The sequence below is a fragment of the Citrobacter sp. Ce129 genome, from assembly GCF_030334545.1.
Lineage (GTDB): Bacteria > Pseudomonadota > Gammaproteobacteria > Enterobacterales > Enterobacteriaceae > Citrobacter > Citrobacter europaeus.
In genome coordinates this window covers 104,908-117,247 of the sequence record NZ_JAOWDS010000074.1, presented here as the reverse complement: position 1 = coordinate 117,247, position 12,340 = coordinate 104,908, and the positions used below count along the sequence as shown (strand labels likewise).

Here is a 12,340-nt window from a genome sequence, read left to right as displayed (position 1 = left end):
TCCTGGCAACAGGATGCATCAGGCTTTCTCTGCGGTTTTCACGCGATCGAACTCAGCGATAGTTTCAGCGATTAGCGCGTCGTTCGCTCCGATATATGACAGCGGCTCGCAGGCGTCGGCAATTTCCTCTACAGATAATGATGCACGGATTTCCGGGCTAGCCTGGACAATCTCCATGAAACTCTGCTCACCGTTTGCATGCTTCAGCAGGTCTTTAACTAAGTTATAGGCAGACTCTCTGCCAATTTTGGCGGCAAGCCTCATCGTCAGCGATTCCGACATAATAAAGTGCTTCGAACAGTCAAAATTGGCGCGCATTTTCTCTTCATTAATAATGAGATGCGCAAGCAGATTCTTTGCGCGTGTCAGGCTGGTCGATAAAGCATTAGAGGCCTCCGGGAGGATTGTCCAGTTTAATACCCTCATTGAGGCAGCCCGTACGTCCTGTTGATCCAGCATTGCTGGGGCGCCAGACGCATACATCCATCCCATCCTTGCCAGCGTTTGCATCATGTTACTGGCACGCGGATTAACTTTGTGCGGCATCGTGCTCGACCCTCCGCCGCCCTCACCCTCAAGCACTTCAGCAATCGGCGTGCGTCCCATTGTTTCGACATCGTTGGCCAGACGACACAGCGTGCCGTGAACAAGGGCAAAAAACTGCACGACTTCAACAACCGCATCCTGGCTGGCATTATTAATGCCGCAGGGCACGTTCAGACCCAGCTCTCGCATCAGCCGTTCACGCGTTTCCATTCCCTGCTCGCCCACCGAGGCCAGATTACCTACCGCGCCGCCAAAGAGCCCGGTGACCGCGCGCGGGTACAGCTGCTGGAGTCTTATCAGATGGCGGTTAACCTCCGCCAGATAACTGCAAACATGTAGCCCCCATGTTGTCGCAGAGGCATCCACCGAATTGGTGCGCGCAACCATCACCGTCCTGGTATGACGTATTGCCATCGCTTTCATCGCTTCGCCAACATCAAGTATTTGCTCGCGCAGCAGATGCAGCGTTTGTTGTAGTCTCATCGCCATGCCAGAGTCCAGCAGGTCCTGAGTGGTACATCCCCAGTGCAGAAACTGGCTGACCAACGGTGTGCCGCAAGCAGAGATCTGATCGATCAACGGTTTTATCGCCATACCAACCGTCTGTGTTTCCTGTGCCAGGGCCGGCCAATCTATCTGTATATCCCTGCACGTTTTTTCAATTTCGACGGCGGCTTGCTCAGGGATAATCCCCAGCTCGCCTTGCACGCGAGCGACAGTCGCCTCAAACCGCAACCAACACCGCAGCAGATTGTCGTCAGACCATATTTCCCGCATCCGCCCCTGGGTGAACAATGAAGAATAAAGATCAGAATCAAATACCGTTGTTTGCTTACCGAACATACAGCGCCTCTCCGGCCAATGAATGCGTCAAAATCGAAAATGTGATTAATCAAGTTTGCGGGATCTGTTTTCCAAATTATAGGGGAAAATAGTATTCCCACCCAAAAATGGCCATGAGAATGCAATATTCCCATTTTCATTTTTCTCACCAAGTAGAAGTGCGATGTACTTCACAGTAATTTGTGAATTACATTTTAAACAACTGCAATATTTCCAAAAAAATGCTTATTAAATATAAGAACCATTAATACAATAGTGAAATCGGAGATATTTATGCGTGAATAATCACATTTCATCACGAGAAAAAATGATTCCCATACCGCTGACATTCCATTTCCACAAACAATTACCTCGCTGTGAAATTCATTTTTATGGTCAGGAAATTTATGCTTGTTTGAGGGATGACATGAAGCTAAAAAATTATTCACTAATATTACTTATGGGTATGAGTTCCTCGGCGTTCGCCTTAAACGTCTATAATAAGGATGGCAATACTCTGGATATCTATGGCCGCGTTGAGGGCAAAATAGCAAGTGGCCAGAATTCATTTGCCGGCAGTGAAAGCCGAAGCGATCTGGGTGGCCGTGTAGGTATTTATCTCACCCGAGATCTGGATATTCTGCCTGAGACTAAAATCGTGGGTCGTCTGGAATGGCAGGTGCGTACCGAAAAAAATGATAACAATACCGGTGAAAGCGATATGGAGGCCCGCTATTCCTATGTCGGTCTGTCAAATAAAACATGGGGTGAACTGATCACCGGGAGAACCAAAAACCCGTTGTATCAGGTAATGAAAATGACCGATAAATACAAAAACTTCACTCCCAATATCTATAGCTATGGTATTACAACTATAGATGATTCGTACCAGTTCAACCGCCAGGACGGCACCGTTCAGTGGAACGCCAAATTTGCCGGTAACGAAATTCAACTGGCATGGGTCTCCGGTAATGGCAACAGCGACAACGAAGCCCTGGATTACGGCGCGATGGCCAGCTATCGCAAGTCTTTCAAATTTGGTGATTTTAGAATTACACCAGCACTCGCGGCCAGTCGTTACAAACGACAGGATGGCGTAGTGACCACCGATGGGCGTAATCAAAACGATCAAATTATGGGAGGGTTACAACTCGGTTATAAAGCCTATGAGGTCGCGGTAACCGCATTACGGACTTCTATTTCCCGTGATAACAATAGTGATAATAATTATAAAGGAATGGATTCGCTCATTTCCTACAACTTTGGCACCGTCAAGGTACTCACCGGGTATAGTTTTTTAAATGAAGACGGTAAAGATATTGCTGAAAAAGAAGACTGGCGTGCTGAGGCGCAATTAACATTGGCTGAGGATACGTGGTTATCATTTACTTACGATAAAGAATTCGCCAGTAAGAACAAAAAAACCAATGATGATGCGCTTATCGTTGGGCTCCGTTACGATTTCTAAGAGATAACCGATGAAAAAGATTACTTTGCTTGCCGCAGCAACGGCCCTGGCACTGAGTAGTATCTGCGCTCACGCTGATACATTATTAGCGCCTTCCGCACATGCGAAAATGGATGGCGAGAATAAAATCGTGGCGCTGTATGGCAACTCGTTCACGTTCTATAACAACAATATCAATACCCGATTACGGGATTTGACACAGTCTTTATTGCCTGACCATGCAAAAGGGTATAAGTATCGCGGGATCACGATTTCCAGCGGCCATTTAGGCTGGCAAATTGAGAATATGCGCTACCAGAACACGCTACAGAAATGGGATGTAGTGGTATTACAGGGGAACTCCACAGAAACCATTTCAAAGAAAGAAAGTACCCGACAAAACTTCGTTGATTCTGCAACCCAAATGGCCAACATGGCACATCAAGCGGGTGCAAAAGTCGTCTATTTCATGACCTGGCCGAAAAAAGACAAACCCGAGGATAGCCAAAAACTGGCGGACGCTTATATCTCTATTGCGCAGAAAACGGGAGGATATGTCGCTCCGGTTGGCCTGGCTTTTGAGAAAGCGCGCAAAACCCATCCGGAGATAAATCTGTATTATCATGATGGTGTACATCCTTCAATTTCTGGAACGTATCTCGCCGCATGCGTATTCTTTGCCACCCTGTATAACCAGTCTCCGGTCGGTGGCGCGCTTCCCGTTGATACGGACATGACCCCTGCTACCGCCAAAACGTTACAACAGATTGCATGGGACACCGTCACTGAGTTCCAAAAGTCGTAATCATCAGGTAATTCATCACCGACACGCCGGCAATTCTGTCGGCGTGAAACGCATTATCCCCCGCCAATTCCTTAGCTCCCTACGCAAATAAGAATTATTTTCATTTATTTATACCTTGTGCTATATAACATAGCAAAGGCTATATTCGTTGATAAATTAACCACTTTGTTGTGAGGGATACTATGCCGCATCTGCCCCATCTGAAATCATTTCTCCTTGCCAGCGCGTTAACAGCGCTGACGCTGTCACCCGCCTGGGCGGAAGAAAAGTTCAAAGTGATAACCACCTTTACGGTGATTGCCGATATGGCCAGCAACGTAGCGGGTGACGCGGCGGACGTCAGCTCCATCACCAAACCCGGAGCAGAAATTCACGAATATCAACCCACGCCGGGAGATATAAAACGGGCGCAAGGCGCGCAGCTTATTCTCTCCAACGGCCTTAACCTCGAACTATGGTTTGCCCGCTTCTACCAAAATTTGTCCGGCGTACCGGAAGTGATGGTCTCAAACGGCGTGCAGCCAATGGGTATCAGCGAAGGGCCGTACAACGGTAAACCAAACCCGCATGCCTGGATGTCAGCGGAGAACGCGCTTATCTACGTGGATAACATTCGCGATGCGCTGATGAAATACGATCCAGACAATGCCGCCACCTACCAGAAAAATGCGCAGAATTATAAAGCAAAAATCCAGCAGACCCTGGCGCCATTGCATGCAGAACTGGCAAAACTCCCTGCTGATAAACGCTGGCTGGTCACCAGCGAAGGCGCATTCTCTTACCTCGCGCGTGATAACAACCTTCAGGAGCTGTATCTGTGGCCAATCAATGCCGATCAGCAAGGCACGCCCAAACAGGTACGCAAGGTGATCGATGCGATCAGAGCGCATCATATCCCAACGGTATTTAGCGAAAGCACCGTGTCCGACAAACCAGCACGTCAGGTTGCCCGTGAGTCTGGCGCACATTACGGCGGCGTGCTGTATGTCGATTCGCTCAGTGCTGCCGACGGCCCGGTTCCGACCTATCTGGATTTACTGCGCGTTACCACACAAACCATTGTCAACGGCATCAATAAGGGCCTGGAGAGACAACCATGAGTCACTCTGCGATTACCGTAAATCAGGTTACGGTGACGTATCGCAACGGTCACACCGCATTGCGGGACGCCACTTTTCAGATACCGGGCGGCTCAATTGCCGCTCTGGTCGGCGTAAACGGTTCAGGAAAATCAACGCTTTTTAAAGCGCTGATGGGTTTTGTCCGCCTGGCGCAGGGGGAAATATCTATTCTGCAACAGCCGGTTAATAAGGCGCTCAAACAGAATCTGATTGCCTATGTCCCTCAGTCAGAAGAGGTGGACTGGTCGTTTCCGGTATTGGTGGAAGATGTCGTGATGATGGGACGCTTTGGCCATATGGGGTGGCTGCGTCGGCCAAAACAGATTGACCACGCCTGCGTGGATGCGGCGCTGGCGCGGGTGGATATGCTGGACTATCGCCATCGCCAGATAGGTGAATTATCCGGAGGGCAGAAAAAACGCGTTTTTCTGGCAAGAGCCATCGCGCAGGACGGGCAGGTTATTTTACTGGATGAACCCTTCACCGGCGTGGATGTGAAAACCGAGGCCCGGATCATCGACCTGCTGCGTGAACTGCGTGATGAGGGGCGGACCATGCTGGTCTCTACCCATAATCTGGGATCCGTCACCGAGTTTTGTGATTACACGGTGATGATTAAAGGCACGGTGCTGGCAAGTGGACCAACCGAAATCACCTTTACTCACGAGAATCTCGAGCTGGCATTCAGCGGCGTACTGCGTCACGTTGCGCTGAGCGGCGGTGAACAACACGTGATTACCGATGATGAACGCCCGTTTATTTCGCGACGCGCGACAAGCGAGGGTAAATAATCATGAACTGGCTGACGGAGCCGTTTGGCTACCAGTACATGCTCAACGCCATGTGGGTCTCGGCGATGGTCGGCGGCCTGTGCGCGTTTCTCTCCTGCTATCTGATGCTCAAAGGCTGGTCGCTGATTGGCGATGCGCTGTCGCACTCTATCGTTCCGGGCGTTGCCGGAGCTTATATGTTAGGGCTTCCCTTCGCGCTTGGCGCATTTCTTTCCGGCGGACTGGCGGCGGGCAGCATGCTGTTTCTCAATCAACGTTCACGCCTGAAGGAAGATGCCATTATCGGACTGATTTTTTCGTCCTTTTTCGGTATCGGGCTATTTATGGTGTCGCTCAATCCGATGTCGGTGAACATTCAGACCATTATTCTCGGCAACGTGCTGGCGATTGCGCCGGAAGATATTCTGCAACTGGCCATCATCGGCGTTATCTCGCTGACTATCCTGTTTTTGAAGTGGAAAGATCTGATGGTGGTCTTTTTTGATGAAAACCACGCGCGGTCTATCGGTCTGAACCCGGGCCGGTTGAAGCTGTTATTTTTTACGCTGCTCTCCGTTTCCACCGTCGCCGCACTGCAAACCGTCGGCGCATTTCTGGTGATTTGCCTGGTGGTGACGCCCGGAGCAACGGCCTGGCTGCTGACCGATCGTTTTCCTCGCCTGCTCACCATCGCCGTCGCTATCGGCAGCCTGACCAGCTTTTTCGGCGCCTGGCTGAGCTACTGGCTGGACGGCGCAACCGGCGGAATTATTGTCGTTCTGCAAACGCTGCTGTTCCTGCTGGCATTTGTCTTCGCGCCAAAACACGGTCTGCTGGCGAATCGCCGCCGAGCCCGTCTGGTGAACAAGGAGCAAGTATGATCTTAACAATGCTGCTGGAACCTTTTCAGTTCAGCTTTATGGTCAATGCGCTGGTCATCTCCACTATTGTCGCCGTCCCCTGCGCGCTGCTGTCGGTATTTTTAGTACTCAAAGGCTGGGCGCTAATGGGCGATGCCATGAGCCACGCGGTTTTCCCGGGAATTGTGCTGGCATGGATTGCAGGTATCCCGCTGGCAATTGGCGCGTTTATCGCCGGGCTATTCTGTGCGGTGGCGACGGGCTATCTCGACGATAACAGCCGTATCAAACGCGATACTCTGATGGGGATTGTCTTTTCGGGCATGTTTGGTGCGGGACTGGTGCTGTACGTCTCTATCCAGTCAGAAGTCCATCTCGATCATATACTGTTCGGCGACATGCTGGGCGTATCGTTAAGCGATATCATGCAAACCGCGGTTATCACGCTGGGAATAGCGCTTATCATCGGACTTAAATGGAAAGATCTGCTGCTGCATGCGTTCGACCCGCATCAGGCAAAAGCCAGCGGGCTTAACACCGCACTGCTGCATTACGGCCTGTTATGCATGATAGCCCTGACGATTGTCGCCACGCTAAAATCAGTCGGGATTATTTTGTCGATCTCCTTACTGATTGCGCCTGGCGCCATTGCGATTTTAATGACGCGAAAGTTTTCTCACGCCTTGTGGCTGGCGGTGGTTATGTCGGTTATTACCTCGTTTATGGGCGTGTACCTGTCATTTTTCATCGACAGTGCTCCGGCCCCTACCATCGTCGTACTATTTTCCCTGCTGTTTGTGATTACCTTTATTTATTCCACCCTGCGCGACCGCCGTTTAGAACGGCGACGCCTGCATGATGTGCTATAGGGCTAATCAGCGCCAGCTTAACAGCGGGCTGAACGCCTCTCGCCCCACCAAAGCGCGCAGCGCAGGCAGATGGCAACTGCGCGCCAGAAGCGGCGGAACGGCAAAAATGGTGTCGCTGGAGAGCATCACGTTCTCCAGCTGTCCCCAAAAGTACCAGCCGGTATCAACGCCGCTGTCAGGAACACATAAATGCAAGTGTCTGCCCTCCTGCGGCTCATCGGCAATACCCAGCCAGTGACTAAAGCGCGGGATTTCCGGTACAACATGCGTCACCAGCGCGCAGCGTCCAACCTGGCTGGCCGGAATATAAAAATTCTGCGAACCCAGCGTGACGCGCACCGCTGCAAGGTTAGTGAGAGCCGTCATAGCCACGGGTCTCCTGATAACGATCAAACACCAGATTCAGGTCGAGCAGCGTGAACCAGGTTTCCGTCACGTTAACCACACCCACTGCGATCGTTTGCAGCGCCGAAGGCAGCGAGTCTCCCGGCAAATGAATCTGGCTTTCAACAACGTCCAGCACATCAATCAGTTTGTCTATCAGGATCCCGCTTTGCATTTTTTCGGCACAACCAATCAGGATGGTGCGTTTACCTGCCAGATTGACGGCAGGGGTGTCGATCAGGCTGTCCAGCCTCATCACCGACTCGACTCGCCCGCGGTAATTAATGACCCCTTCAAGCATTGGCGGGCAACAGGGAACCCAGGAGATCGGGCGCTCTGCGAGGATCTCTTTGATCTGCGCGCCGTAAAAAGCAAAATTCTTACCCGCCAGTTGAAATAACACCAGCGTACGCTGCGGCTCATCAACGTTTTCACATTCCGGCTTTTCGCCATGATTCAGCGCGAGAATGTGCTCCAGCTGTTGGCTCATGTTTTCTCCTTTTACTCAGCAACGCAGAAGGTGTTGCGGCCATTTTGCTTCGCGGCGTATAGCGCTTGATCGGCACGTTCGCGCAGCGTTTCGATCCGATCGCCAAACTGCCACTGCGCAATACCCGCGCTGAAGGTGCTGTGAAAGCTGACATCATTGACGGAAAACGTGACCTGTTCGTAATCTCTACGTAATCGTTCGACCACCCGCGCCGCCTTGTCACTGCTGGTGTTAGGCATGATGATGACAAATTCTTCACCACCGTAACGCCCCACGATATCGGTGCTGCGTAAGCGATGCGAAAACAGCTGCGAAATACCGACAATCACCTGATCGCCGACCGCATGACCGTAGGTATCGTTAACGCTTTTGAAGCGATCCAGGTCCACCATCACCATGCAAAACGGGTTGCCACTGTAGTTCGACTCGGCAATCGCGCTTTTAAGAAAATGGGTGGTCGTCGAGTGGTTATATAACCCGCTCAGGCTGTCCTGCGACATGCGGGCACGCAGGACGCGCATTCTTTCCGCGCGGATCGATACGGCTCGAATCAACTCCTCTGGATCGGCCTGTTTGAGAATAAAATCCTCCGCGCCAATACTCATCGCTCCCAACTGCGCATGCTTGTTGGTCTCGCTGGAGAGATAAGCGATAGGTAGGCCAATATGTTGCGGTATTTGCCGAATCAGTTTTGTCAGTTCCTCGCCGCTGAACTCCGGCATGTGGTAATCCATCAACACCAGATCGATCGGTTGCGCATTCAGCACGTGCAGTAAATAGTGAGGTTTTTCCAATACATGTACTTCCATTCCCGCCATGCGCAGCATTTCGGCGTTGTACTCCGCCACCGCCGGCTCGTCATCGATCATCAGCACCTGATAAGGTTTTCTCAGCGACGGTTGAGTCAGGCGGTGAAGTTCCTGTACTAAATCGGTAATCGAAGCCGGTTTTACGTAGTAACCATCACAGCCGGATTTAATGGCGTTGATGCGGGCGTTAAAATCGCTATGACACGAGAGAAACAACACCGGGAAAGGTTTACCCACTTTGCGCTTCAGATCCGACATCGCCAGCGGTCCACCATAGGCGTTGTCCGGAAAGCTGACGTCCATAATCACCACGGCAGGCGGTTGCAACAATACGGCCTGAGTAAAATCCTGCGTGCTTGCGAACACATGGCAGGTAAAACCAAAGCAGCGCAGTTGAGTAGCGAGCAGTTCAACCTGGTCGAGGTCATCATCACACAGGTAGATAGGCTTGCTGGCCCGCCGAACATATCCCTCTTCCGGGCGTTGCGCGGCGATCGGTAAAGTAAAATCCGTATCGCTGATGCGATGCTCAAGGTTGAGCTGCTCCTGAGTCAGGGTGTACAACCAGCGTATGATTCGCCGCAGCTCATCGTAATGCAGCGTGCCTGGCTCCGTTTCTGGCTCCGTCAGTAAACGCTCACCTTCTGCTGAAGCATTCGCCAGCGGGCTAAAACCAAATGACCCCGCCGAACCGTGGATACTGTGCAACAGAATATGCAACTGTTTACGACAGGCTTCGCTGGGCTCTGCGACCAGTTGAACGAGTAATCTTTCCGCTTGCGCCAGCATGTCGGGGATTCGACGTAAAAACCCCTGGCGCAAACGCGCTATTTTTTCCTGCGCAGCCGCCATCGCTATGTGTTTATTTTCTTGTTTCATCACACGCCCAGGCTTATTTCGTAACCGCAGGTGGCTGCAGTAGCGCGTTCACCGCAGCCCCCAGATTTTCCGCAAGGTTTTCATCTTTTTTAACCCAACGGTCGTACGCAACGTCGCTGACCGTCACTTCATTGGCACTCAGTAAAATAAAAGGTTTGGACCAGTGCTGAGCGCGTAACAACGCCAGTAAATCCAGTCCGCTAATCTCTGGCATATGCAGATCGCTAATCACCAGGTCGATATTGTTGTCCGAGTCCAGGCTTGCTAAGGCGGAAATCGCGCTTTCCACAATCACCACATCGTAGCCATCCATTTGCAAAAAAATAGACGCCAGTTCGGCCGCAAAAAGATCATCATCAACTAATAAAATTCGCATCTTCTCTCTCGATTTTGCGCCATCAGCACAAAAGCATTTTTAATGTTTTTATCAAACTGTCCTGCTCGAAATCGCCTTTGGCGATGTAGGCATCCGCCCCCACCTGAATCCCTCGCCGCCGGTCCTCTTCCTTTGCGCGGGACGTCACGATGATGATTGGCGTGTGCTGATAATTTTTCTCTCCTCGCAAGGATTTGGTGAAGGTGAAACCATCCATAAACGGCATCTCGACATCCGTCAGTACGGCATCAAACTGGGTCAGTTTCGCTTTTTGCAGTCCAGACAATCCGTCTTCTGCCAGCGTGACCTGATAACCGTGCGCTTCCAGCACATTCTTTTCTATCTCGCGGGTATTGAGGGAGTCGTCAACCACCAGCACGTGCCAGGCATCCGGCGTAACGTTTGCCGCCGGTGCGGGTGCCGTGGTTTGTCGCGATTGCTGCGCCATCGCCATCAGCGCGGGGACTTGCAGAATGCTGACCAATTGGTTTTCCGGCGTTTGTACCATCCCGGAAACCAGCGACTGCTGCTGCATATGCTTCGGTAACGGTTTGATCATCATCTTGCGTTCATCGAGCAGCTTATCCACCCGCAGCGCCATTTTGCTAAACTGGTTTTGCACCACGATTAACCGCTGCCCAGCCGGTGGAGAACTTCCCTGACGCTCATTAATACCCAGCAAGGCGCCTGTGCAGACCACCGGGATAAACTCGTTATGCAAAATAATGGCGGGTCGCCCGGCAATATCGCTAATTCCCTGCGCCGTGCACTCCACCACCTCGACCACATACTGCGCGGCCAGTCCGAACAGGTGTCCCTGCTCTTCAAATTGCAGAATGCGCATCATCGTTAGCGAAACAGGCAGACGCAGACTAAAGCTGGTTCCGACGCCCGCACGGCTATAAACCTGCAAATCTCCTTGCAGATCGGTCACCACCGTTTTGCGCACCACATCAAGGCCCACGCCGCGGCCGGAAAGCTCGGAGACTATCTTGCTGGTAGAAAAACCAGGATGAAAAATTAGCTCATTACACTCCTGCTCGGAGAGCTGCCCGGCCATGGAAGCAGGAACCAGACCTTTACTGACCGCCTTCGCGCTGATGGCCTCATAGTTCAGACCGCGACCGTCATCTTCGATACGCAGTAGTATCCCACTGCCGTCCTGTTGGGTAGTGATGGTAATGGTGCCACGCGTGGATTTACCGAGCGCCAGACGTTCATCGATCTCGCCAATCCCGTGATCGACGGCGTTACGCAGTAAATGCGTCAGCGACTCCGATAAGCGGTCAATCAGCTGACGATCGATTTCCACTTCTCCGCCGACAAAGCGGCATACCACCTGCTTATTCAGCGTGGAAGCCAGCTCACTGACCTGCAGCGAAATCGGTTCAAACAACGTTGAAAGCGGCAGCATGCGGATCCGTGCCGCCACGTCGTACAGTTCAAACATTTGCAAATGCTGGAGCTGGACGCTCTCTTTCAACTGCGCGCTGAAATCGTGGATCTGCTGGCGAAGCTGTTCGGCGCTCAGGCCTGGCAGTCGCGGGACCAGTTGACTCAGATTTTGGATCTGTTGCTCAAGGCGGTCATGCCCGGCGAGAACTTCCCCCAGGATGTCGATCAGGCCATCGAGCTTATTCAGCTTTACCCGCACGAAATCGGCCTGCTTAATGCCGGAATCCATGCTGGCTGCCGCCGCAGGCGTTGGGGTGCCTGCTTTTTCCGTTGTCCCTGCACCTTCGACCGCCAGCGTGACAGCCTCTCCCCGGCTGGCGCGGGCAAGGCGTTCGCACAGCCCGGCGTCCGCCGGTGGCAACTGATTATCCCCTTCGCTGACAAAAAGCTGCGTCAACTGGCCGGAGAGATACTCCACGGACTCATGAATCAGATTGCCCAGCGCCCTGTCCGGCGTCAGTTTGTTATCACGCAGCTCACTCAATACATCCTCAAGATGATGAGTGACATCGGCGATACTTTGCAGTTTCAGCATCCGCGCGCCCCCTTTCAGGGTATGCGCAGCGCGAAACATCTCGCCTATCCAGGCTTGCGTATGCTCATCAGCGGAGAGGAGAAACGCCCCTTCGCTGATCGTCTGCAAATGACCTCTCCCTTCATCAATAAAGCGCAGAACGAATTTTTTTAGACAGATAGCCATAATCGCT

The 12,340-nt window shown here is 52.0% G+C and carries 12 protein-coding genes; 6 read left to right on the top strand and 6 right to left on the bottom strand.

What is annotated here, in order from left to right; all coding sequences use genetic code 11:
* Nucleotides 1-18: 18 nt before the first annotated feature.
* Complete coding sequence (locus OGV77_RS23255) at nt 19-1,389, bottom strand: class-II fumarase/aspartase family protein (protein WP_087051255.1); 1,371 nt, start codon at nt 1,387-1,389, stop codon at nt 19-21.
* 406 nt (nt 1,390-1,795) lie between these two features.
* Between OGV77_RS23255 and OGV77_RS23250 the strand changes: the two genes are divergently transcribed.
* The 6 genes from OGV77_RS23250 to sitD all read left to right on the top strand — a co-directional run bounded on the left by OGV77_RS23250 (nt 1,796) and on the right by sitD (nt 7,240).
* The gene (locus OGV77_RS23250; RefSeq protein ID WP_047409196.1) at nt 1,796-2,836 is read left to right on the top strand and encodes a porin; all 1,041 of its coding nucleotides are present in this window, start codon (nt 1,796-1,798) and stop codon (nt 2,834-2,836) included.
* A gap of 10 nt (nt 2,837-2,846) precedes the next feature.
* Nucleotides 2,847-3,620 (top strand): SGNH/GDSL hydrolase family protein, encoded by a 774-nt coding sequence (locus OGV77_RS23245; protein WP_087051254.1) that lies wholly within the window; start codon nt 2,847-2,849, stop codon nt 3,618-3,620.
* 182 nt (nt 3,621-3,802) lie between these two features.
* A complete protein-coding gene (locus tag OGV77_RS23240) occupies nt 3,803-4,720 on the top strand; it encodes a metal ABC transporter substrate-binding protein (protein WP_087051253.1) in 918 nt (305 codons plus the stop codon).
* The gene (gene sitB, locus OGV77_RS23235; RefSeq protein ID WP_043017354.1) at nt 4,717-5,532 is read left to right on the top strand and encodes an iron/manganese ABC transporter ATP-binding protein SitB; all 816 of its coding nucleotides are present in this window, start codon (nt 4,717-4,719) and stop codon (nt 5,530-5,532) included. The genes OGV77_RS23240 and sitB overlap by 4 nt, the downstream gene beginning before the upstream one ends.
* A 2-nt stretch (nt 5,533-5,534) precedes the next feature.
* A complete protein-coding gene (gene sitC, locus OGV77_RS23230; RefSeq protein WP_047409186.1) occupies nt 5,535-6,392 on the top strand; it encodes an iron/manganese ABC transporter permease subunit SitC in 858 nt (285 codons plus the stop codon).
* The gene (gene sitD / locus OGV77_RS23225; RefSeq protein WP_047409183.1) at nt 6,389-7,240 is read left to right on the top strand and encodes an iron/manganese ABC transporter permease subunit SitD; all 852 of its coding nucleotides are present in this window, start codon (nt 6,389-6,391) and stop codon (nt 7,238-7,240) included. The genes sitC and sitD overlap by 4 nt, the downstream gene beginning before the upstream one ends.
* A 6-nt stretch (nt 7,241-7,246) precedes the next feature.
* Here sitD and OGV77_RS23220 read toward each other — a convergent pair whose 3' ends face one another.
* Genes OGV77_RS23220 through OGV77_RS23200 form a run of 5 tightly spaced genes read right to left on the bottom strand, consistent with a single transcriptional unit; the run spans nt 7,247 to nt 12,333 of the window.
* The gene (locus OGV77_RS23220) at nt 7,247-7,606 is read right to left on the bottom strand and encodes a hypothetical protein (protein ID WP_043017357.1); all 360 of its coding nucleotides are present in this window, start codon (nt 7,604-7,606) and stop codon (nt 7,247-7,249) included.
* Nucleotides 7,590-8,114 (bottom strand): chemotaxis protein CheW, encoded by a 525-nt coding sequence (locus OGV77_RS23215; RefSeq protein WP_043017358.1) that lies wholly within the window; start codon nt 8,112-8,114, stop codon nt 7,590-7,592. Before OGV77_RS23215 ends, OGV77_RS23220 begins: the two co-directional genes overlap by 17 nt.
* Nucleotides 8,115-8,125: 11 nt before the next feature.
* A complete protein-coding gene (locus tag OGV77_RS23210) occupies nt 8,126-9,802 on the bottom strand; it encodes a diguanylate cyclase (RefSeq protein ID WP_047409178.1) in 1,677 nt (558 codons plus the stop codon).
* Nucleotides 9,803-9,815: 13 nt separating this feature from the next.
* Entirely contained in the window at nt 9,816-10,178 is a 363-nt protein-coding gene (locus tag OGV77_RS23205) for a response regulator (RefSeq protein WP_087051252.1), read from the bottom strand.
* Nucleotides 10,179-10,200: 22 nt separating this feature from the next.
* Complete coding sequence (locus OGV77_RS23200) at nt 10,201-12,333, bottom strand: hybrid sensor histidine kinase/response regulator (RefSeq protein WP_087051251.1); 2,133 nt, start codon at nt 12,331-12,333, stop codon at nt 10,201-10,203.
* Nucleotides 12,334-12,340 lie beyond the last annotated feature (7 nt).